Annotated in this window: 24 protein-coding genes; 8 read left to right on the forward strand and 16 right to left on the reverse strand. The window is 38.6% G+C overall.

What is annotated here, in order from left to right:
• Positions 1 to 183: 183 nt before the first annotated feature.
• Positions 184 to 1,254, forward strand: a complete 1,071-nt coding sequence (locus CSX02_RS01510; RefSeq protein ID WP_031542598.1) for an undecaprenyldiphospho-muramoylpentapeptide beta-N-acetylglucosaminyltransferase — start codon at positions 184 to 186, stop codon at positions 1,252 to 1,254.
• Positions 1,255 to 1,332: 78 nt separating this feature from the next.
• Here CSX02_RS01510 and CSX02_RS01515 read toward each other — a convergent pair whose 3' ends face one another.
• The 8 genes from CSX02_RS01515 to CSX02_RS13970 form a co-directional block, all read right to left on the reverse strand.
• Positions 1,333 to 1,746 (reverse strand): HIT family protein, encoded by a 414-nt coding sequence (locus tag CSX02_RS01515; protein WP_031542596.1) that lies wholly within the window; start codon positions 1,744 to 1,746, stop codon positions 1,333 to 1,335.
• A gap of 47 nt (positions 1,747 to 1,793) precedes the next feature.
• Positions 1,794 to 2,783: an SCP2 sterol-binding domain-containing protein gene (locus tag CSX02_RS01520; RefSeq protein WP_031542594.1), complete on the reverse strand. Its 990-nt coding sequence runs from the start codon at positions 2,781 to 2,783 to the stop codon at positions 1,794 to 1,796.
• Between the two features lie 98 nt (positions 2,784 to 2,881).
• Complete coding sequence (locus CSX02_RS01525) at positions 2,882 to 4,018, reverse strand: DUF6382 domain-containing protein (RefSeq protein ID WP_099385370.1); 1,137 nt, start codon at positions 4,016 to 4,018, stop codon at positions 2,882 to 2,884.
• Positions 4,011 to 4,244 (reverse strand): hypothetical protein, encoded by a 234-nt coding sequence (locus CSX02_RS01530; protein ID WP_099385371.1) that lies wholly within the window; start codon positions 4,242 to 4,244, stop codon positions 4,011 to 4,013. The genes CSX02_RS01525 and CSX02_RS01530 overlap by 8 nt, the downstream gene beginning before the upstream one ends.
• Positions 4,241 to 4,684, reverse strand: a complete 444-nt coding sequence (locus tag CSX02_RS01535; RefSeq protein WP_099385372.1) for a prepilin peptidase — start codon at positions 4,682 to 4,684, stop codon at positions 4,241 to 4,243. The genes CSX02_RS01530 and CSX02_RS01535 overlap by 4 nt, the downstream gene beginning before the upstream one ends.
• Before the next feature lie 12 nt (positions 4,685 to 4,696).
• The gene (locus tag CSX02_RS01540) at positions 4,697 to 5,446 is read right to left on the reverse strand and encodes a hypothetical protein (protein WP_189281276.1); all 750 of its coding nucleotides are present in this window, start codon (positions 5,444 to 5,446) and stop codon (positions 4,697 to 4,699) included.
• Between the two features lie 122 nt (positions 5,447 to 5,568).
• Positions 5,569 to 7,050 carry a DUF5702 domain-containing protein gene (locus CSX02_RS01545; RefSeq protein WP_099385374.1) on the reverse strand — a complete coding sequence of 494 codons (1,482 nt, stop codon included), beginning with the start codon at positions 7,048 to 7,050 and terminating at the stop codon, positions 5,569 to 5,571.
• Positions 7,050 to 7,151: a Flp1 family type IVb pilin gene (locus CSX02_RS13970; protein WP_099385375.1), complete on the reverse strand. Its 102-nt coding sequence runs from the start codon at positions 7,149 to 7,151 to the stop codon at positions 7,050 to 7,052. Before CSX02_RS13970 ends, CSX02_RS01545 begins: the two co-directional genes overlap by 1 nt.
• Positions 7,152 to 7,889: 738 nt before the next feature.
• Between CSX02_RS13970 and CSX02_RS13385 the strand changes: the two genes are divergently transcribed.
• Both CSX02_RS13385 and CSX02_RS01555 read left to right on the forward strand, forming a co-directional pair.
• Positions 7,890 to 8,294: a plasmid mobilization protein gene (locus tag CSX02_RS13385; RefSeq protein WP_189281278.1), complete on the forward strand. Its 405-nt coding sequence runs from the start codon at positions 7,890 to 7,892 to the stop codon at positions 8,292 to 8,294.
• A complete protein-coding gene (locus tag CSX02_RS01555; protein WP_099385376.1) occupies positions 8,243 to 9,838 on the forward strand; it encodes a relaxase/mobilization nuclease domain-containing protein in 1,596 nt (531 codons plus the stop codon). Before CSX02_RS13385 ends, CSX02_RS01555 begins: the two co-directional genes overlap by 52 nt.
• Before the next feature lie 57 nt (positions 9,839 to 9,895).
• Here CSX02_RS01555 and CSX02_RS01560 read toward each other — a convergent pair whose 3' ends face one another.
• From CSX02_RS01560 to CSX02_RS01595, 8 genes are all read right to left on the reverse strand, one after another.
• Positions 9,896 to 10,084, reverse strand: coding sequence for a hypothetical protein (locus tag CSX02_RS01560; protein WP_099385377.1), 189 nt, complete (start codon positions 10,082 to 10,084; stop codon positions 9,896 to 9,898).
• 3 nt (positions 10,085 to 10,087) lie between these two features.
• The gene (locus tag CSX02_RS01565) at positions 10,088 to 10,540 is read right to left on the reverse strand and encodes a hypothetical protein (RefSeq protein ID WP_099385378.1); all 453 of its coding nucleotides are present in this window, start codon (positions 10,538 to 10,540) and stop codon (positions 10,088 to 10,090) included.
• A gap of 148 nt (positions 10,541 to 10,688) precedes the next feature.
• Complete coding sequence (locus tag CSX02_RS01570; RefSeq protein ID WP_099385379.1) at positions 10,689 to 12,185, reverse strand: hypothetical protein; 1,497 nt, start codon at positions 12,183 to 12,185, stop codon at positions 10,689 to 10,691.
• 13 nt (positions 12,186 to 12,198) lie between these two features.
• Entirely contained in the window at positions 12,199 to 13,257 is a 1,059-nt protein-coding gene (locus CSX02_RS01575; protein ID WP_099385380.1) for a nucleoid-associated protein, read from the reverse strand.
• A 27-nt stretch (positions 13,258 to 13,284) separates the two neighbouring features.
• Positions 13,285 to 14,268: an HNH endonuclease gene (locus CSX02_RS01580; protein WP_099385381.1), complete on the reverse strand. Its 984-nt coding sequence runs from the start codon at positions 14,266 to 14,268 to the stop codon at positions 13,285 to 13,287.
• Positions 14,255 to 16,042: a DNA cytosine methyltransferase gene (dcm, locus tag CSX02_RS01585; protein ID WP_099385382.1), complete on the reverse strand. Its 1,788-nt coding sequence runs from the start codon at positions 16,040 to 16,042 to the stop codon at positions 14,255 to 14,257. Before dcm ends, CSX02_RS01580 begins: the two co-directional genes overlap by 14 nt.
• Before the next feature lie 5 nt (positions 16,043 to 16,047).
• The gene (locus tag CSX02_RS01590) at positions 16,048 to 16,479 is read right to left on the reverse strand and encodes a hypothetical protein (protein ID WP_099385383.1); all 432 of its coding nucleotides are present in this window, start codon (positions 16,477 to 16,479) and stop codon (positions 16,048 to 16,050) included.
• Positions 16,480 to 16,488: 9 nt separating this feature from the next.
• The gene (locus CSX02_RS01595; RefSeq protein WP_099385384.1) at positions 16,489 to 17,223 is read right to left on the reverse strand and encodes a helix-turn-helix domain-containing protein; all 735 of its coding nucleotides are present in this window, start codon (positions 17,221 to 17,223) and stop codon (positions 16,489 to 16,491) included.
• A gap of 607 nt (positions 17,224 to 17,830) precedes the next feature.
• Here CSX02_RS01595 and CSX02_RS01600 point away from each other — a divergent pair.
• From CSX02_RS01600 to CSX02_RS01620, 5 genes are all read left to right on the forward strand, one after another.
• Positions 17,831 to 18,064 (forward strand): hypothetical protein, encoded by a 234-nt coding sequence (locus CSX02_RS01600; protein ID WP_099385385.1) that lies wholly within the window; start codon positions 17,831 to 17,833, stop codon positions 18,062 to 18,064.
• 40 nt (positions 18,065 to 18,104) lie between these two features.
• On the forward strand, positions 18,105 to 19,217 hold the full coding sequence (locus CSX02_RS01605) for a tyrosine-type recombinase/integrase (RefSeq protein ID WP_099385386.1): 1,113 nt from the start codon (positions 18,105 to 18,107) through the stop codon (positions 19,215 to 19,217).
• Between the two features lie 143 nt (positions 19,218 to 19,360).
• The gene (locus CSX02_RS01610; RefSeq protein WP_099385387.1) at positions 19,361 to 21,277 is read left to right on the forward strand and encodes a tyrosine-type recombinase/integrase; all 1,917 of its coding nucleotides are present in this window, start codon (positions 19,361 to 19,363) and stop codon (positions 21,275 to 21,277) included.
• Complete coding sequence (locus CSX02_RS01615; RefSeq protein ID WP_099385388.1) at positions 21,268 to 23,157, forward strand: tyrosine-type recombinase/integrase; 1,890 nt, start codon at positions 21,268 to 21,270, stop codon at positions 23,155 to 23,157. Before CSX02_RS01610 ends, CSX02_RS01615 begins: the two co-directional genes overlap by 10 nt.
• Positions 23,157 to 23,534, forward strand: a complete 378-nt coding sequence (locus CSX02_RS01620) for a DUF6262 family protein (RefSeq protein ID WP_099385389.1) — start codon at positions 23,157 to 23,159, stop codon at positions 23,532 to 23,534. Before CSX02_RS01615 ends, CSX02_RS01620 begins: the two co-directional genes overlap by 1 nt.
• Positions 23,535 to 23,545 lie beyond the last annotated feature (11 nt).

Raw genomic sequence — 23,545 nt, forward strand, 5'->3', positions numbered from 1 at the left:
TAGATTTTTAAATAATTGTTTCAATTGTTACAATTTTGTTACGCGGTCATTATAACAACAACTTGGCAAATTGTCAAACATGTCAGATTTCTGTCGAATTTTCGGCTGACTTTTGGCTTGTTGCGATTGCGAATTGTGCTATAATCGTTTCTGTATTCAATTAGAACAGAAAGGATATCTAATATGAAAAAAATCATTATGACAGGCGGCGGTACGGCCGGACATGTCACACCAAATATCGCTTTGATGCCGGCTTTGCGTGAAGCCGGATTCGAAATTTCTTATATCGGTTCCTACAATGGCATGGAAAAAGAGTTGATTGAAAACCAAGGGATTCCATATACGGGAATCGCCTCCGGCAAATTGCGCCGCTATTTTGATCTCAAGAATTTCACGGATCCATTCCGTGTATTAAAAGGATATTTTCAGGCAAAGAAAATCATGAAGCGCGAAAAACCTGCTATCGTCTTCTCCAAAGGCGGATTCGTATCCGTACCGGTTGTACTGGCAGCCAAAAAGCGCCACATCCCTGCAATCATCCATGAATCAGATATCACACCGGGTCTGGCAAACAAACTTGCGATGCGCGGCGCATCCAAAATTTGTTGCAACTTCCCTGAGACTTTGAAATATCTGCCTGAGGGTAAAGCGGTTCTGACCGGTTCCCCGATTCGACAGGAATTATTCAACGGCGACGCACAGCGTGCATTTGAATTCTGCGGATTTACAGATCGCAGCAAGCCGGTCCTTTTGATTATCGGCGGAAGCTCAGGATCTAAAGTAATCAATGATGCCGTCCGTGAAATCGTACCAACACTGGTTGACAGCTTCAATATCATCCACCTTTGCGGAAAAGGCAATCTGGATGCACAATTGGAAGGTACAAACGGATATGTACAGTTCGAATATATTAGTGAAGAATTGCCTGATTTGTTTGCATTGACTGATCTGGCAATCTCCCGCGCCGGTGCCAATGCCATCTGTGAATTGCTTGCATTGCACAAAGCAAATATTCTGATTCCGCTCTCTGCCGCAGCCAGTCGCGGAGATCAGATTTTGAATGCCAACTCTTTCCGCAAGCAGGGATTCTCCTATGTACTTGAGGAAGAGCAGCTGACCGGAAAAACACTTTTGGATGCTGTCCGTGAAGTATATGCCAACAAGGCTCAATATGAAAAAGCAATGGAAGACAGTGGCCAGATGGATTCCATCGGAACCATTGTCAAATTAATTCAGGAGAGCGCACTCTCATAAGCAAAAATATTCCTAACCGGAACCAATCATAAACGGATAAAAAAGCGAGGCATGCTTCACGCCTCGCTGTTTTTGTGCCTATAATTTCATTTGCTTACATAATGCTTCCTGCTCTTTTGCTGATGGCTCACCCGGTCTCCATGCAACCACACCTGCATTATTTGCATCCTTATATCGCGGAATCAGGTGCAGATGGAAATGAAATACTGTCTGACCTGCTGTTTCTCCATTATTCTGTACCAGATTGTATCCGTCAGCTCCCAGAATCGGTGTCTCATGTTCCACAATCTTCTTGGCCAATTTTGCAGCCTTCGCGAGAATCTCCTCATCAATTTCATAGATATTGGCATAATGCTCTTTCGGTAAAATCAGCGCATGTCCTTTCATCGCCGGACCAGCATCCAAAATGACATTAAAATCATCATCTTCATAGATAGAATTGGTTGGAATCACTCCATTTGCCAGTTTACAAAAAATGCAATCGTCTTTCATTTCATCAGTTCTCCTTTTTCCTGTATTTCTTATACTGCGAACATTTTTTATTCTGCGAACGGGAATAATTGATCCAGCATGCGAAGCACCTTAAAATCACCCTTTGCAGTAATCTCTCCGGTCATAAATGCGCCCTGGAATGTCATACGTCCTGCCACGATATCTTCCATTCTTTGTTCAGTCAGCTTGATTGAAACATCCGAAACCTCCGGAAGCGAATATGAAATCGCAAGCGATCCGTCTTCAATCTTGATATTCAGCGCATCTGCACGGCCTTCCACTTCAAGTGTATAGGTCGCATTATAATCCGGTTGTGGCACAAATTTGCGCTTGAAGTCCTCCAAAAATGGAGCTGTCACATCTCGCTTGTTCATCATCTGCTTAAACATGGATGCGAGTTCTTCGATATCTTCCTTTTGTTTGCGTACATATGTATCGTCGGAAACATACTGCGACAACTGTTCGCTTTCCTGTGGTGTCAGATTTAATTCCTGTGTGCGCAATACGCTCTGTCGCACCGCCTGGCTGCTGAACGGGAGACTCTTCATCTTCTGCGAAATGGTTCGATACAGGTTCTCTGCCTTCTTTTCGATGATCTCGGTATAACCCGGATTCATCTCAAAGGAAATCAAATCCTCTACATAACCGCTTAGGCCTTCACATGGCAATCCTCCGAGAATCTGCCATGCCTTGCGCAAATCCAGTTCTCCTTCACACTCACCGTATGTCGTCGACATCACGATTGGCTGCATATAAAGTGTACGAATTTTGCCCTTATCGCCATATAACCAGCATGCATCCAGAAATTGCTGCATATATCCGCCAATTCCCAGCCATTCGATGGTCGTTGCAAGGATAATGCCGTCCGCATCCTTAAATGTCTGCGGCAGTGTCGCAATCTCGTGCTTGTGCTCATAGATATTGTATCTGGTCACCGTCACACGAAGTTCTCGCAACACATCTTCCATTTTATTCAATACATAGAGTGTCGGATCATCGAGTAACCCACGCCCTCCATAATACACATTTACATTCATAAAAGCCTCTTTTCTCGATTCCACTATGATACCTTTAAGTATATAAATTCCTCAAGCCAAAAGCAACCTCTGAACGCATGATCTCATGTGTGATTCCATCATAAAAAGCGATATTTCACATTCGCAAATTGAATGATGTCATCCTTCTTCAGCCTGTATTTTTCCCGAAAACAGAGCAGCTCTTCATTTAAAAATGTCCCGTTCGTCGAATTGAGATCTTCCAAATAATAATTCTCTGATTCTCTCGTGATTTTCGCATGGATTCGGCTGACAGCCTCATCCGAAATGCGAATGTCTACATTCGCTCCTTTCCCGATTCGCACCTCGTCCTCTTCTATATAAATGTCTGCCCGCCCTGCATTTGACTGCGGTTTTAAAATCCCTTGCACTTTTGCAGATTCCTGCAAAATACATATGGTCGGATAACATTCCGGTTCTTCCTCGATCAGATTCATTTCCTTCACCCAAACGTCATCGGTCGGTTTCTTCGCATTCGCGTTTTGCTCGGGCGCCCCTTTTCGTAGTGTTTTCTTCCACAATTTAGGAGTTACCTTTCGTAACTTATCCACAATTTGCACATACCAATTGTGTACAACTTTCAGAATTCCCCTTTTTGGACGGTCCGGTTCAGCCTTCGCTTCCTCCGGTTGCATTTGAAGATCCTGCTGCATTTCCACAATCAGCTTCGCCTGTCGCATCTTTTCAATCTCGAGTCGAATATCGCCCACTGAACAACTATGGCTCAGGATCAAACTGTAAAGATGATAGATATGCTCGGTATCATTTCCGTCGATATGATTGACCTTCGTCAGCAAATATTCCATCAATTCGCGAAGATGGTCCATCACATCCCCTCCGATCCCCGGATACATCATAAAGCGTATTTCATCTGTATGATTGGAAATAAAGATATATTCCGGGTCCATCAACAGTGTCTCCGGAGCAATCAGATTCAGTTCGAGTTCCTCTAGCTGTTCACAAATGCGCAGAATCAGCTTTTCCACGAAGTCCGAATCCGGATTCTGCATACGACATTTGGTATCAAGCGGCTGGAAACCTGTAATATTGTACCAATATCTGCCCTCGTCATTGTAAAAACATTTCTCCACCGGAATCATCCCTGCAATCGGATGCATCAACATAATCTTCTCGTCGAAAGCACCCTGATATGCCGTTGGAATCTTTATAAAACTTCCCAGTAAATTTCTTTCATATGTTACTTCTCGATTAATCATTTTTTATTTCTCCCAATAATTCATCTGCCATATCATACTGATAGAATTGTTTGACTATCCAAACTTCCTCGACCTTTGTGCTAAGGTCATCATCCTCAATCTCGTGATAAAGCGTAACCGCGAGTGAGCAAATAATGCAAATGATAAAAAATAAGAGTGGATATATGACAGATCCTTCTACGATATAGCTCCCCTGAGCCCAGTGATAACGCCTAATAAAATTCATGCGATTCCTCCAAATGATACCAATACACCAAGGGTCAAAAAAGGAACAAAAGGAATCTGATATCGCCTGCCCTTATGAAAAATCAGCAACAGGATCAATGCACATACTGCCACACCGATTCCTGCCACCAAAATCGCAGTCAGCAGTGCCTCAAGCTCCAGATAGAAGGAAAGCGCAAGCATGATAATCCCATCTCCGATCCCGATCTGCCCATTGCTCAATATTGCAACCGCGATTACAAACAATCCAACCAGCATCCCCACCCAGTCCATCAGGTGGAATCCGTTGCCATAATATTCTCTGCCAATTCGTATTGCAATTCCTACCAGCCCCCAAAGCACGGATATTTTGAGGCTGATCTCTCTTTTTTTCAGATCTGTAATACTATTCAACAGCATTACCGGCCCTATTGCCGGTATCAACCACCATTCCTCTCCCATCTTTGTCTCCTTTTACTCCGATTCCTGTGCACATTTGCTGCACATTTTTCTCGATCCCACTTCCGAAAGATGTACCATCCGTATATGACGTCGCAATGCGGTACATGCTTCATCAGTATGATAAAGCTCCCCATAATCTGTGATATAGACCTCTTTTTGAGTTGTATTTTTTGCCACGCAATGAGGACATGCGTAGTATTTATGGTCATCACGGTTCCTACGAGCCGCAATATCACTGAGATTTACAGTTTGAATCGACAAATCCAGATAATGACAGGATGCTGTCGTATGATATGCTGTTCCGGAGTCTGTAATATATACATATGGGTCCTCGGATTCGGTTCCCTCCCCGGTCTCTCCAATCCATTTGTGACAAATCTGACTCTGTGCAACCGAATACCCCAGCCCCGGAAAAAAAGAAAACGGCAGCTCCAATCGATATGATATATGTAAACAGATATCCTCATCCGTGATTTCGGATCCTGTGAATGAGATTCCTTTCATCCCGCCATGCACATAATCTTCGATCCGCTCAGAATCCTCAATGGCCTGTTTCCACAGTCGCTTCGCCGTCATCAACAATATCTGCTCGGAATCGATGGATACCGCAATCGCGGCAGTCTCTCTCCCTGCATATGACAGTGCCGCTTGCACATCCGTCTGAATCTGCAGGACTCGAAAGAATAATAATAAATAAACCCAGAAGGCAGTGATAAACGGATAAACGACAGCCGCTTCGAGAGTAAGCGATGCTTTCTTCATGCAGGTGCATAAGGGCATCCCATTGTCGCAAATCGGATGGATGGTAGAATTTGCCTGCATGCAGGTCGAGAGAGATTTTATTCGCGTGGCGTTCTCCACACATGCATTCCAACGAGACACCCTTATACACCTGCCTTTCGATAAGAATAGGTTGTGACAGCTTCTGTAAACAGTGTGCCTTCCCGTTTTTCTGTCAGCAAGTCCATCCCCGCAAATGCCGTATGATATTGGAAGGAAACAGACAACCCTGACTCCACAATACAGTCATTGATGCAAAAATCCGGTCTTTTCTCTGCTTCACGCACGGTCAGTTCCATCACATCGAGCGCGCGACTGCTTCGTGTCTTTTGAGACTGCAGCAGAATCATTGCCAGCAAATAGCTGTTATAATCAAATCCGTTTTCGCACTCTTCACTCATCTTTTCATGGTCCCACACCGAGAGCAAATCCCACAAATCAGTCGACCACTGAGCGGAATTTTTAATCAATGCAACCTTTTTACCTGCCAATAATGCCCGTAAATCAAGGACACTCTCTGCGCACGACCATGCTGCAAGAATTCCATATTTGATTGCCTCCATCGCAGCCGGCATCAAAGTTACAACCGAGATGACCGTTGCCATTGTTTCGGCCTCTGAAATTTTCGCAGAATCTGTTATGATATATGCAAAATTCGCCAATTCACGCACCGCGAAGAGTTTAGTTATGGCTGCATTTAAGTTTTTGGAATCACCTATTTTTCCGCTGAGAATATACTCCAGTTCATATTGCAACCCATGGTTTTCCTTCGCATCTGTATAAGACGAAAAATAGGTTCCCAAATACAGAATGGTCAGCATCGTCTGGTACACATTTGTCGATACAGCCTCCCCATCTCCCTCTTGCAAATCTCTTGCCGACAGGTGATCCTCATCCATCATTCGATTCGATATTTTCGAATGGCTTGGCAATACCAGCGCACTGATACCGGTTGCATCAATCTCCTTGGCGACATCAAGCGCCGATTCCTCTTCACTATGCTTTTTCTTTTTTGATTGGAACGATTGCTTTATCATACTCGGCCTGGCCTTCTGCTCTTCCAGTGATGCCAATTCATCTCTGGCATCCTGCATCTTCTCATCCAGATTCTCATCTTTCAAGTTCGCGATTTCTTCACTGAGACCCGCGATTCCATGATAGAGTTCGTATGCAATATTGTTTTGCATATAGGCCGATACCGCCGATTCAAATACAGCCCCTTCCTGGTCTGATACATACAGGCAGTGCTCCAAAGACACATTTTTCACGGACATCTGTAACAGACTTCCCTGATTGCCTGTCCCTAGCTCTGTATCCATGGTATCCTTCAGCCATGCCTCCCGCGAGCGAACAGAATGATCATTACCGGCACCGGCCTCCAGCGCCAGAAAATGATACGCATCCCATAGAGTCGGCTCATAATGCGAAAAGAGGGATTCCGCTGCCGTCTGCGTCATTACTCCCGCCACACGCTGAACCTCCCGAAACCGCGCACCTTCCAATAGGGTAAAAATCAAACCTGCAACCAGCATCAGACTGACAGATGCCAGCACTGTTACGCTGCCACTCCTTGCTTTGTTCTTCATCAAATGGAACCTGCTTTGCTCGAAATCTTGGCAAAAATAGAATTCACCAATGCTGTCAGCTGGTTCTTAAAAATCAAAACCAAGCCAATTAATACCACCATTAATTACCCTGTCCCCCAGGGAAGTAAAGAAAGAAAAGCACTCGCACAGATTCTACAGTGTATATCAAATATCTATTTAAGAACTCTGTTCAAGCCAAAGAAGCTCTACTGATATCCAAGTGATATCACCTATAGATATCTAACTGATATCAGCTACTTTGGTCTTTCTAATAATCATATTCATCCAACTGGAGATTGCGACATGTAGTCCGCTTAATGAAATAATCAGCGGAATTTGACTACACATCCGTGTGCCAATTCCACTTATTCAACGAATACAGCGGCCTACCAAACCACCATTATTCTGATTTGTTACTCACAGGGCATTTACACAGCAGATTATCTGCAGCCCTGTATATATTTTCAGAATAATAGGCAAGCTACCCACTTTGACTAGTCACTATCGTTCCTAGTCGCGTGGTACCCTCGTTTCACTTCGGTAGCTTGCCAGGGCTAGCCCTTGGAACCCACTGGGGACTTTCATTCCCCCGTCCCCTAGAGCACATCCTCTTATCCGGTAATGGACGAAAAACCGACCTAATAACAGTCAGAAAACTGTCCCATCGGTTTTATCCCATTCCCTACTAAGAGAATTAAGGGCTCTGCCCTTGCATCCCGCCAAAGGAGCTCCGCCCCTTTTGGATAACCCGGTCGCTCACAAATGGAATGTTTCCATCCTATCAATCCAATCATTTGTAACCGATTTGTTCCGCACAATTTTGAAAGGAGATGATACGCATGGGAACAAAAGCAACAAAGAAACACAGAACTAGAAATCATCAGGTTAACTTCTATATGAACGATGAAGAGTATCGAAAGTTAACCAAACTAGTAACAGAATCCGGTCTGAATAAACAGACCTACCTTATCAACGCAACACTAGGAGCAACGCTTGCCAATCCCGAAGCTTTAAAAGATATCCCGAAGCTCTTGTCTGAGCTTACGGAACTTTTAAATCAGTTCAAAGGTATTGGCATCAATTGTAACCAGATGGCCAAGATTGCAAACACATATAATCAGCCAGCCAATGAAAATGAACTTAAGGAACTTGCAAACGATATACATGAAACCGGAAAGGAGGTATTGCCACTATGTCAGTCGTTAAAGCTATTAATACGAGAGCTAAATCTTCAGCAGCATTAAGCAACACCCTTGACTATATCTACAAAGATAAGAAAGTCACTGAAGAACTTAAACTTGTAACCGGAGATTATTTTGAAGAAAAAGTTACTGCCGATCTTGTGTATCAGCAGTTCAAAGAAACAAAGAAGTTTTGGAATAAGACTGGTGGACGACAGTATAAGCACTTCGTCATATCCTTTCATCCAGATGAAAAGATAACTCCTGAAGAGACTCTACTGGTCGGTAAAGAATGGGCAGAGCGATGCTTCCCCGGATTTACTTGTGCTCTTGCGAGCCACATCGACTCTGATCATTGCCACTGTCACGTGGTTGTAAATTCCGTAAATAGCATCGATGGTAGTAAAGTTCATCTGTCCAAAGCAGACTTTAAACAGATGAAAAAGATTAATGATGAAATTTGCGAAGCTCATGGTTTGTCAGTCTGTGTCAAAGGAAAACACTTTGATGGATCTGATATTGAAGAAGGAACTATCCGTTCCTACGATAAGAGAGATTATCGTCTTATGACTACAGATGGAAAGAAGAGCTTGAAGACAGATTGCATCAGCGCAATTCTTGCTTGTATGACTACTGCGACAAGCAAAGAAGAATTTATCGCCCAGATGGAAGAGCACGGATATGAAGTGAAATGGGAAGACAACAGAAAGTATGTCACCTTTACTCACATCGAAACCGGCAAATCTTTTAGAGATAAGAACTTAGCAGAAACATATAGTATCGAATTATCAAAGGAGGTTTTAGAAGATGCTTTTAACAGAAACAGAACAGTTCAGGCAGAGCGGACTGCTATCACAGACGAAGGAAAACGAGAACGCAAAGTATTGGAAAAACCAGTACGAGAAGCTACAGAAAAATACGCTAACCCAGATGCAGACCATAGAACGTCAGCAGAAAAGAATAGCACAGTTGGAGGAAAGCCTGGCAATGGCACTTTCAGAGAATGGCCAGTTGAGAGACTTAACCGAAGAGTTGATGAAACAGCGAAACGAACTAGAGGAATCGTTGACTGGGGTAAAAAGCTCCGCGAGACCTTTAGTCACTGCCTTGAACAGCTTAGGTCTTTCGGTTTCGGAAGTGGACTAAAAAGCAATACGCTTGAGGTACAGGCAGATAGCGTAGCAGAGAAAATTGAAGAAATCCGCGCAAGAGTTGCTGCAGTAGATCACACTCTAAGAACTCAGTATCTACCATCTCAGGGAAAGGATTCTTGGATTGATAAGCAGATAACTCTTGAGTATCAGGAAGAATACAGACTACTAGATGAACTTTCCGAATTGATCAAGTCGTCTTCTCCGATGGTGCTCGCTCTGGCTCAGTCAAAACGGAATCTTTTCCGTTCAGAAAAGGAAGTCGATATGCTAAGAGCTTTGACTTCAAATGAATTTGAGTTAACAAGAGAAGAAGTAGCAACCAGCTTCACAACTGCGCTTGCCACTGCGGACAAGATGCTTAATAATGTTCCTTCCACTATGAAATCATTGGAAGAATCTCACGGCTGTCAGCCGATTGACCACAACATTGTAAGACGCGGTCGCAGAAGATAGAAAAAATGGCTTGGGCTTAATCGCCCAGGCCATTTTACAATTACATAGTAGTTTTTGTCATCTAATTCGTTGATACTTATTTCCACTTCGTATTATCGTTTTCCCATTCACAGCTCCGCCTAGAGATCCTAATGCTTTCTTATCTGAGTATAGTTCACCTTTAAAAACATACTTTAATTGCTTGTATGCTTCCCGGACTTCCAGCTCATCTCCGACGTTTTTAAAAACCTTAAGAATTGCATACATAAATCAAGCCTCCTTTAGTATTGCTATGATTCTACATATCTTATCCAGCGACACTTCATCATTATTCTCTAACAATTTAGCGAAATCCGACATAGCTCTCAAACGATTAGCCATTGGTATTCCATTATTGGTTTCATCCGGTGCGGGAATCACTGTATATTCGAGCAATCTTTTCCCAACAAGATATTTATCATAGCCTTCACAATTCTTTAAAAGGTATGTTGCAATACCCTTTAAATGTGGACCCACTTTAAAATCATCTACAATATCATCCGGCATAGTCATATCCATTATAACCTGATTATCATTAACTCGCCTTGGCCATTGAAGCCTAACATCGTATTTCGATAACAGGTTTAAACATGCACTTTCCGCAGCATTTTGCAGATCTTTCAATGCATCGACTGCTCTAATCTTATTACTCGCAAACTCAACTTGAACTGTAATATGAGCCATTTCAAACCTCCTTATTTAAAATTGTAATATCTATTACTGATATAGTAATATTACTACCGTCTTCTGCTTATGTCAATATTATTTTTTCAGTACCGTGCATTACCAGACATCAAAAAAAAATACTTGGGCGAAGCCCAAGTATTTTACATTATTTAACAAACCCCTTTACCATCTTTATAAATGATGCCAACCACTTTGAAGCTCCATAGTCACTCAAAATTGAAATCACTACAAAAACTAAAAAAATCATAATAATCCACAACCAAATGAGTCTAAAACGATTTTTATTAATTTCCGCTATTGTTTTTTCTATCTTTTGATCATCAAATACCTCTTCGTACTCTTTAGTATCCTTTAGAAAGTCGTTATTTTCTTTAAGAGCATTATAGGAATCTTTCAGCTTTTCTACTTTAAAATTAGTAATAAAATGTATTATAGCAACATATATCAATGAGCCAACACATATAAGATAACTAAACGCTGTTACCTCTTTTGTGAATATACCTTCCAACCCTTTTTCTGACATAATCCCACATATAAACACAGTTAGAATAAATGAGAAAAAAGCAATAATATTTTTTCCGATATCATTCACAATACTAAGAACTATATCTCTTGACTCGGCAATTAACTTTGTCAAAAACTCAGTCATCTTATTTTTAACTTCAATATATTTATCAACATTCTCTTTTTGATAAATTGAGAAATTGGCTTTTATTGACATAAATGTCTGCTCGTCCAAATCATTTAAGGCCACGTATTTACAGTGTAAGCTTAACAAGTTCCTCGCCAACGCTACCTTGTCTACAACATTTCCTTCTGTATACATCCAATAATATATATCATATAAAACCGGATTATATTTTATATCTGAAAAAGCCACACTAATTGTATTCATCCTTTTCCCATATAATTGGCAAGATATATTTTCCCCCTGAAAATGGACGTTATCTGCAATATACACAAGTGAAAGCATTGTTTCTATTTTTTTAAACGCATCAGAAAAAGGATTCTCATCTCCTTCTATAACAACATGAAAATCTTCAGGAATCGGCAAATGTTGTCCCTTCCAAAATATATAACAATTCTTGTGACACTCGTCTATTTTTTTCTTTCTATCAAAACACTTGACTGACGAAGAACTTCCAACTGGACGGAACACCATTGATGAAGTAGCAATGAATAACTCACTATTAAAAAGTTCAAATATTATTTGGTTCTCATCCCTTAAATCTTCTTCCACAAACTTTAGCATTTCAAGCATGCTTAAATTCAGAAAATATGAATTAAAATCTTTTATACTATATATAGACAATTTATTCTCATGAATTGTTTTTTCCACATGTAAGGATACTCTTAAGTCCTCACCTTCCATGATTCCTTTAACAAATTCATTATAATCATCTTCAGAAGTGGAACCACCATTGCCAAAACATACTCCGCCTTCTGTTACATCTCGTATTTCAAAGCGCACAGAATCTCTTATCGGAAAAGAATCTATTATCGCCTTTAAACTGGAATAATCACATAGACTTTCTCTATTCGAATGAAACGATACATCTAATCTCTTATTAATTTCCTCTATCCGAACTTCTGCATCTGCCTTAGATGTGGCATCAACAAGACTCTTTAACAAGTCTTTCATGGCTAATCCCCCATTACTTTAATTTGAACATATTGAAGGTATCGGTCTCTGTAGCTTTAATAATTATTTGACGCTCACCTTCTGCGGTTGTATTAGAATGAATAATGCTGCTGTAATTATTCTTATCTCCCGCCAATCCCTCACGGATAATTAGTTCAATGTCATTGTTAACCTTATGAACACTCTTTATTCTCGATGTAATTTCTTTTGGCTTACTAACAAAATTTGTGTCAAAATCTTTCTCGCCAGGTAAAGCAAGTAACTTTTCCTTTATTTTCGATATATCTTCTGTCGAAGCATTCATCGGTTCAAAATCATTAAAAATATCGTTTATCATATCATCGTACACGATTGTTCTTGGTCTACGAAAATACGCAATTACCGCATTTCTAAGCGTGAAATAATCGCTAGGCTTAGACGCTTTAAGATTATTCTTTAAAACCGTTTCGATGCATTTCCACGCATTTTTAGTATTAGTAGCATCACTTCTTTTTTCGGTTAATTCTAAGAAATCTCTTGTCCAATATACCGCAGGATTATTTAAATAGATTCTTGCTTTACTTACATCTATATAATCTTCTTCTATAGAACATGTAAAAATAGCCGTTTTCCATATTTTATTCTCTTCTGGATTAAAGCCACCTTTTAATTCTAATTCTATCTCATCGATATACTTGGAATGTTCTACTTTCGCAATTAAATAACAACACGCTCCACTATCATCCTTTACCAACGCCTGTATCAGACTTCCCTTTTGAACACCTTTTAAGTGTTGCATATTCTGTTCTACTTTCTTTTCTTCATCAAGTAATCTTTTTGCTATCTCAGATGACAAAATATCAAATTGTTCATTTGCATCTTCTTGCTCAAGGTCTATCTCGACAATTTCTTTAATAATATTGGCTACAACCGCACGATGATCTTTTGTTTCATATTTCTTCTCCGATGGGTTTCCCAATATTTTCCCAAGCATACTATGTATTATAGGATCAAATTTTTCTGTTATCTCGCGTTCTGTAGCACTATTATTAACTACATCAATTCCATGATAAGACTTAAATATTATTTCCATCAGTTTACCCTCACCTTTTTCTTTTGTTTACCCCTTATAAATATACTCTCTGTGATATTCAAGATACTTTTCTCGTTCCTTGTCTAATGGTAATTTCGGAACCTTCATACCAGTATATACGCCCAATCTTTTCTGATTCATCGGACTAATCCACGGTGACATAATAATCGTTTTATCATCTGCAAATGTCATATAACCATTATCAAACAAACAATCAAAATTCGGTGATAACGCAAATCCATTTTTAGGATCAATCTTTTCTTGATCATTTGATTTAGCCCATGGTTTAATATGACTTGCAATCAGTAATCGTTCGTCATTAATTCCTGATATAGGGCAAAAAGGACACTCATCTAAAAGTTTTTGACGATATAAGCCCTGACCTTTTCTTGCTTGTATCAGATTACCCTTATCTTTCTCCGTCTTGCTACTCTTTCGTATTTTGTCCTCTTCTTCTATTTCAAGTGGACTTTCATACTTAACAATATCGTTTCGATAATCTAAAAACGGCCTACAATAATAATATATATTGCCCGCATGCCCTTTTAGTTTTAAAAATGATATATAGCTTATATTTGGTAAAGCAATCCTTCTAAAAATATCCCAATTCTCTGAATCCGAATTTATGTAGATTCTTGGTGGCGTAACACCTACCCTATATAATCGAAATGGAACTACATCACCCTTCACATTAAGTAAGCTTTCTTGAGCTTTTTTATAATATGCTTTCATCCGTTCCGGTCGTGCATACTGCTGTTGAGGCATATCTAATTCCGGCTTAATATCAGACATAAATTTTACAAGATCAGATTTCAAAAAAAAGCAATCTCTATCAAAATCATCAAAAAAGTTTAATACATTGGAATTATTCACGCTTCCGACGTACATCTTCTTTTCCCCATGTCCGGTACCGATTTTATTAAACACAATACAATCAGGAATCGTAACATTATTTAATACATCTAATATTTCATAACGACCGTTATCTAAAACAATACTATTTCCCTCCATTTTCTTCCTCCTCCAGCAACTGCGGATAGCTCTCAATAACCTGATTCATAATATTCATCAATACATCAACAACAATCGAATTTCCCGATTGTTGATACATAGAAGTATCACTAACCACAATCTTAAAACTATCGCTAAATCCCATTAATCTTAAACATTCTCTAGGTGTCAGTTTTCTTAACCTACCATCTGTTGTCACGTAGTTATCGACACCCGCCCTATGCATCTTATGCATAGTAGTTAATAGTGGTCTTGCAATATCTAAATCCGTTTCCGGCCTAGAATAAAATCCCTTGGTACCTGATGCTAGCACATATTTTCTTACTTTTTCACTCAAAAAGTATTTTTCTAAATCCTGCATCGTTTTTTCTTTATCTTTATTTTCTTCCTCAAACACAAAATCGCCATGCCAATTAAACTGCTGGTTTTTCTTTTGGCACAGTGCTACATCCCCGTCAATTTGCGTATATCTTTTAGTCAAATTCTTATCACTTGTAACAAAATCAACGCCCTTGCTTGGAAGATAATATTTCCCCGACACATTATCTAACAAAAAATCCTTCATAGTGGTTTTCAATTCAATTGGCTTTGGAAACTCAAATTTCTTTTTCAAGTTTAAATCATTTCTGAAACCAACCACAAAAACACGCTCTCTATTTTGCGGAATACCATAATCCCTAGCATTTAAAACCTGATAAGACCATGTATAATCTAAATCTGTGAAAACCTGGCAAATTGTTTCCCATGTCCTTCCATCATCATTACTAAGAATCGCCTTCACATTTTCATAAATAAAAACTTTTGGTTTAATCTCTTTCACTAAACGAGCATACTCATAAAAAAGAGTTCCTCTTGTATCCTCCAACCCTCGTTGCTTTCCAACCAAACTGAAAGATTGGCATGGGCTACCTCCAACAAACAAATCCACTTCATTTGTATATTCTTTTCCATCCAAAAAGGAAACATTCCAATAAAAATGTCTGTCATCCAAATCGTAATTTGCCATATACGATTTTTTTACATTATTACTAGACTCTTTAGATGCATACAGAGAATCAATGTATGCTTTTTTATCATCATATGAAGAAAGCTTATTCAGATCATTATTTATTTGTAAAACCTGTATTTTTTCATGTAGCATTCCCAGTCGCTCACTGATATCACGTGTATTCTTCAATATCTTTCTACCATTAAGCTTATCAATAATCTTTTTCAGCTTTACTAAATCTGAACAAATTAACGACCAATCAATTTTATCTCCACTATTAAATTTCGCGTCAGTTTTTTCTAGCAGAGACCAACTATTGTCTTTATGATAATCGTTTAATATCTCTATCGCATACATCAATCCATGAAGCAGTAAATTGTTTCCTTTCTGTTTCTTTAAGCTATCTAAAAACTTTGTATACTCCTTCAGTCTTGCCTTCTTAATTTCTTTCATCTCAATAACTTGTTGAAGTATAAATATATCAAGATCTACTATAGTAGCATCCACTAATTCGATTTTCTGACACTGATTTTCAAACAACTCTGCATCGTGATCTAAATCGCTTTTTAACTCTTCAGCATCTTCGCTTGACTCTATACCCCTTATAATTTTCTCAAGCAGAGTGAATTCTTTTTTTATCTCTTCAATATCTACTGGGACACTCTTACTTAAAATATCGACATCCCCATTATCACACGCAAACACAATTTTATTATCAAGCCCCATTCTATTTAATGCATGCTCGATTGCGCCAATTCCTGAAAAACATGTTGCCAAACGTATCATTCTTATTACCTACTTCTTCTATATTTTTTCGCTATACTTATTCTTAATTTTTCCATTCTCTGTTGAAGATCATATACACGTTGCTCATCATAATGCAATCGTTCCTTTACATCCTGAAAAGCCTCATACTTCTCTTGCAAATCTTCAATGTAATGGAAATCCAAATAACATTGGTGTGCCCAATAATTACGAATTTCTCGTATTTCTTCTAATAACTCATAATCCTTAGGTTTTATCTTTGCAAATCCTTTTTCTTTATCCAATTTCCGAAACTCTTTGAGCACTTTTCCTAGTGGAGCATCTGCTAAAATCTCGTAATTGTCATCAAACCTACCATCTTTTATTGTCGCAAAAATAATCTTCAAATCCTGCTCTAGATACTGCATAGACATCAATAATTCACTATGCACCACCTTAAACAATTCCATCTCATCCATATTTCTTCTCTATAACGATAACGGTGTAATTGTATCATTACCCTTGTCCGTTAATACGTACACCCTATCTTTGTCTGTTATTTGTATACTCGTCTTCAAATAAGTTTCTTCTCCAACCAATCCATCCGCTTGATTTACAATCGCTACAGATACTCTAATGGATATGAGATTAAGCTCGATATCCCTCATTTGGTTATAGACTTCCTTATTTGCTGTAAGAAATGTAACCTTTGATTCTGGGTTAATTACCTCAGCTTCTTTACTACCTATGATTGCCAATATATCTTCCTTTGTAACTAATTCTTTTGTTACTGGAATGAAATACCATGCGTCAAATGGTGCTCCCTCAATCTTTGCTGAAAGTGGCGCTCCGGCAGTTCCATCACTTACAAACTGCCACTTAAACCCAGTTCTACAAAGTGTTGGTAGAAGTGTATTCATTGGCGACCACTCACTATTTACCATAGTCGCACTGATATCATCTTCGTCATATTTATTTGAATCATATCCAGCTGCTTCTAACAGTTCTGCATAAGTCACCTTCGCTACCTTTGCCATTTTCTTAAGCGTCTGAACAGTCGGTGATACATCACATTTTTTATTAATGTACTTACTGATGTATCCGAAACTGATGTCTGCTTCTTTTCCAAAGGCGGAATATGATCTGTCGCCTATTGCAGCTTTAAGTACTTCTGCAAATCTGTCTTTATCAAACTCATAATCTGGATCTACATTTCGTCTCATGGCATAATCCTCCATTCAAATCCAATCATACCATAAAATGATATATTTGTCTTTTTAAAATTATAATCTGAATATACTTTTTCTTGTATTTCCAATATATTCCAGCTCGCCATTATCATTTTATAATCCGCCAACTATCATTTTATGATTATAAAATTATAATTTTATCTTGCTTTACTGTATTTTCTGTGTATAATATAGATAAAGTGATGGTTAAATTATAACTTTACTATCATTTTATAAAAACTTTTGCTTCAGTTTAGTAATGAGCGATTTAGACCCCCAAATGTATATAGAGGGATATATTTCTGCAGATTCAGACCTGAACTGTCCCATATGTTTTATGAAAGGGCATAAGCCCATATATTTTTTGAAATTTATTTTAAAAATTTACACGAGTTTTTTAGTAATCAGTTCTGACTCGGTCCAAATATAAGGTAGAGGGATAAGAAGTAAATCGGATGCAATCACTTATAAATGCTTACCTGATACAGCATCCACACTTACCACTTCTTCCATGATATCCATAGGTGATATCACAAAAGGACTTTTGGTATCAACTCCAACCGGAGTTTACATACAAATTTTAAGAAAGGAGGACACACATATGCTTAGACACATTTGGGTTACACCAAAGCAGTTTTGCGAGCTTACCAAATTATCAATGGATGAAATGAATTCCATTGCTGATGAATATGGCTTCGTCACAAAGGAAGAAAACGGCCAGCTTTACTTAGATCTCATGGATTTTGGCTACGTCTACAAAACAGTCCACATGATTAATCGCGTTGATTTAAGCAAAAGATATGAGCCATTCACAGAAGATGATTTATCAGCGTAGGTTCTGATTCGCAAATGATTGAGAAGGGAGGTGATGCGGATTGAGCAGATACATCGTTGATTCAGTTTCTAATGGAACAATCGTGTACTTTATCATCCGCGACACTTCCAACAACTCAATTGTTCCACTTCCTACCAAGTATCTAAAATTCAAAAAGAATCTTGGCAGAAAGAAAAAGACTTTAAAGAACATAGCATTAAAGCTTACCTGGTATCTTAACTACCTTGAGGACAACAAACTTACCATCAACAAAGTGCTAGAGCTTTCCGCTTTTGAACAGCAGGAGCATTTCACAAGCTACCTACACTTTATTAGGGCAGGCAGACATACTGCATCAGGCAAATGTCCTGACAACAACACAGCAAACGACTACTTAAGAAGCATCTTCGATTTTTACGATTTCGTAATCCTCGAATATGACAACGGCACTGCACTTAAGGTACTTAGAGATTCCACCTTTGTATATACCAACTCCATTGGACTTCGATATGCAAAGACAGTAAAGACTTTTCATGGTTATCTTCCCAGAGAAGAACATCATGCAAAGAGTATTACAGAAGATGATTTACACACTTTGATTTCATCAGCACGAACCAAAAGAGACAAGCTCTTACTTCTTCTTTTGGAAGAAACCGGTTTTCGTATCGGTGAAATCTTAGGAATTAAATATACGACAGACATTGATTTTGAAAACAAGAAAGTATTTGTTCGCTACAGAGAAACAAATCCAAACGGTGCTTATGCGAAATATGCAGAAGAACGTGGAGCAAGAATTTCAAACTCTACATTTGACCTTCTCATGATTTATTTAACTGATACGACCGAGCTTCGCAAAAACACAGATTACCTATTTGTTTCTGAAAGCGGTCCTTCCAAGGGAAAGCCCCTTACCTTAAGTGGTGTAAATTCCCTATTTGAAAGACTAGAAAAGAGATGTGGTATTAGCGGACATTCCCATATGCTTAGACACTACTTTGCTAATGAGCGAAGAAAAGCTGGTTGGGACATGGCACAGATTTCAACTTCTTTAGGTCACAAGAACATCGCTACTACAGAAGCTTACCTAAATGTTGAAGATGACGAGCTTGCCGAAGCAAACGACAACTACTTCGTTGAATCTATGAAGTTTGTCAACATTAACGACTTCCTTTAGGATGCCGCACTTATGATATGGCTTTCGTTCATCTGTAAAGCCTACCTACTGATATTTTTACCCCGGCTTGACAGATTCTCTTACAGCCAAGAGTAGTGGCTAAGCATCCTAAAGAAAAACATTACACGAAAGGAGATTGCCTTATGGGCGCACTGAAAATAGCACAAATTGAATATTCTTACGTCCATGAGGAAATCATTCGCACTGGATACAAAGAAGCTACCGGTATTGATTTAATTGAGAGCTTCTTACTAAGTCGAAGAATAACTTCCTTAGATGACGTAGACCTTGATACTGCAATTGATTTCTACAACATGGTTTTGACTTGTACAACAATTACAGACACACAGAAAGCTCACTTTGCATCAGCTCTTGAAATGATAATCCGCTTAAGAGGAAAGTCTTTTCCTGAGTTAAAAGAAGTCATCAAGGACAGAGCCAAGCGAAACAAGCTGGAGTTCTTCTTAGCATTACGAAACATCACTGACTTAGCTGATATTGATGCAGTCGACAGAGTAGAGTTTGAACGCTACATATCAAACACCTTTGTAGCCAAACGAATCGAATATATAAAGATCATCGATAGAGCAAAGCTATATGCCATTGAGCAGTCAATGAACGATTTACATCCACATGTACTTCGTTATGAGAACAAGCTTATTTACCTTACATATCATCCGAACATCGCAATTGCAAAGCAGTTTGAATATACGCAGGTAAAGGAACCGCTTTTCTTTGATTTTTCGCTCAATGTTTCTGAGGTTTTAAAGCGTCAGGTATTTGCATTACTAAAATACAACCTTGAAGACGGAGACAAAGTAACTACACATATGCTTCTTCAGAATCGTATTACTCCGCTTTGGTACTTATACAAATACTGTGTTGAGCATGAAATTGATGATATTTCAAAGGTTACAAATGCTGAAGTAGAAGGATTTATAGAGTACTTAAATACATTACCAATAAAGAGCACCACATGTTCTAGAGCTGCATTTAAGCGAATACGAAAGTTTACATTTTTAAATGCACCATCAATTGATTGGGATGCATCCGCTTGGTTTTTAGAGCGCTTTTCCTTTACAGAAGGAAGAGTAAATCCTTCAAATCCATGTGAAGCATTCTACTTTGATGATGTTGAAATAACAGAAAACCTTGATTTACTGAAAGACTACATGAAATACCTACTTGGTCTTTCTCAGAGACTTTCAATTACATCTATTTACATGATTTACAACAATGTAAAGCGAATGCTTTTCTACTTCGATGAAAATGGCATTTACCTTACTAAGCTTACAAAGGCAGACCTTGAAAACTACATCAATTACTTGCAAAGAAAAGATGTCCGTGTTGCAACTATAAATTCGCACCTAGGTGAGATTTCTAAATTCATTTACTACTTAGAAGCAAAAGAATGTATACAGCCTCTTAGATTTCACTTTGAAAAATACAGAGGATTTGAGGTTTACAAACACAACGACATTTCCGTTTCAAAGGAAGATCAAAGAAAAGTTTTCGAGGTGCTTGGATACTTCCCTGAGGAGCTTCGATTAATGTTTTTAAATCTTTGGTGTTTAGGTATTCGAATAAATGAAGTCTGCACAATAAAAGGAAATGCTTACCTCTTTGATGGCTCAACCGCTTGGTTTTTGATCTATCAGAACAAAGCCAAAAGAGAAAAACGAATCCCTATACCAACAGAGCTTTACGACCTTATGACAGAATACATCAAGCGAAACAATATCGCTCCAGATGAATATGTGTTTAAAGCCCCACATACAAACGGACCTTACCGCTCTGGAACCTTCAGAAAGCAGATGAATATTCTCTTTGACAAGTATGGAATATCTGAAACCTATAAGTTCAAACCCCATGGCTACAGACACACACTTGCCACGGAGCTTTACAACGATGGCGCCAATATTCAGTGCATCAGAGAATACTTAGGACACTCTAGCGAAGACATGACCAAGCACTACATCGACCATCTACCAAATAAGATAGACAAATTAAATGAAGAATACTTCGCTACCAAAAATAAGGAGGGCATTCAATGGAACTAAAATTTAAAGAATTTAACAGTTATAAGCACCTAACGGAAAAAGACTTAAAATCCGACTACTACAAACCGGAGTATGGCTTTGATTTAAGCCTACTTCCAACGCTTTCTCTCCAAGAGCAGTTAGCTCCTTTTATCTTAGAGCGAGGGAACACACTAACCTTTTTAAGTCTTTACATAGACCGTAGAAGCTACATGCTCTTTGCTGAATTCATATCCAACTGTTATCCGGATCTTGAATCTATGTTAGACCTTGATGTTGAATCAGCTACAGCAAGAATGATTGGTTTTCTCCATGACAAAAATATTAATCCTAGAAGAAAACAGATAGATGGTTTTGTCTTGCATCCTGCTATTCGCTACATAGGCCAAGCACATTTTTATTGCTTACCTAAGGACAATTTCATCTTCTATAGAGACCTTGACTGCTACAAAGACGTTCCAAAGAAGAAGCAATCCTCCGCACATTATCATCCGGAGTACTTCTTCAACCTTAATATATTACCGTCCTCCTTAATAGAAGAATTTCGAGAATTCATTACTGCAAGGGGAAAGGAATTATCTTTTACCAGTATTACCAATGAAAGACGATGCTTTGGCCACATAGCTGACTTTTTATGCGATACCTATCCATCCATCAAGTCTTTATATGACTTAGACAAAGATAGCTGTATTAGAAAATATAAAATTTGGGCTATGAAGCATCAGATACCTTTAACCATTACCAGTAATAAGAGAAACAAGTTACATCCAGAAACAAAGATACATCCGTTTTTTAAGTACCTAAAGACCATCCTTTCTTACTTTACCTATGATGACGGATTATTCCATTTTGAGGATGATATATGGATATTGGATAGGCTTGATTTTCCTGTCAGGCGTCCTCCGGTTAACACAATTGCTAGCATCAATTTTGAGAACATCCTTCAAGACAAGATGAAAGCTGAAACAAAGAAAGCTATTCTCTTTCGTCTCAAGGAAGTTTCTGCAAGAACAGCAGTAAATGATGTACATGTAATTAATGTTTTCACCGAATATCTTGCAAGGGATTACCCTCAAATAGAATCCTTTGCCGAAATTGATCGAGAGGTAATTGAGTCTTACTTGATTTACCTAAATACGGAAGATACTAGACGCAAGAACTATCGCACAGAGCTTATATCTCTAAAGATTATATTAGCCACCATAGGTCTTGTAATAGATGAATATTCTCTTACGAAATTATTCTTCCCTGAAGATATTCCAAAGAACAATATTCCAGTCTTTCGCTTTTATACGGATAGCGAGCTTGAAACTTTAAATAGAGGATTTAAAACTCTAGATTCTCAGACCGGACGATTAATGATTCTTCATGAAATCTTAGGTTGCAGAATCTCTGAGACACTTACCTTAAGAACGGATTGTATTAGAGAAGATGAAAACGGACACTTATACATCACCATTCATCAGGCCAAAGTTAACAGAAGTTATCGAAAGCCTATAAACGATGATATTAAAAATTTAATTGAAAGTGCCATTGCATACACAACATCACATTACGGTCCACGAGATTATATCTTTGTTGACGACAATAATCCTGATAAGCCTATGACCTATGGAGCAATGTATTACCGAGTACAGTGCATGATTATTGAAAACGACTTACGTGATGACCACGGAGAACTCTTTACTGTAAGTACTCATCTTTTCAGAAAGACCTATGGAAAAAGACTTTGTGATATGGGACTTGATGATTCTATTATCGCCAAGTTACTTGGACATGCCAATACTTCATCTGTTAAGCACTACCGCAGAATGACAAGTAAAGTCCTTGCTGAAGGCACTAAAAAACTTAGAGAAGAAAAGGACAAAACCATTAATAAATACAAAGGAGGTTGGAACTAATGGCAAACTACACAAACATGCTAAAAAGCAATCACGACAGATCTGAAGCTATGCTAAACCTTTCCCTTACCACAATTTCGGAAATGGTTGAGGATGGCGAAAAAGTCACTGTCGCAGAACTCGTAAGACGCACTGGCTTTTCTAGAGACTACTTCTACAAAAATAAAGATGTTCACGAAGCACTTACAAATGCTATCACCTTACAAACCGGAAAAGTCTTTATTAACAGAAAAGAAGAGTCTCTTCTAAAAGCTACCAGACGAGAAAACGAATTACTAAAGCTAAAGATTATTTCTTTAGAAAAGAACATTGAAACATTAACTGCTGAGCTTAAAAAGAAAAGCTCTTCAGAATTTGACCTAGTTAACAATTTATAAGAAAGAGAGGA

Origin of the sequence: Agathobacter ruminis (assembly GCF_002735305.1) — a bacterium.
Classification (GTDB): Bacteria; Bacillota; Clostridia; order Lachnospirales; family Lachnospiraceae; genus Roseburia; species Roseburia ruminis.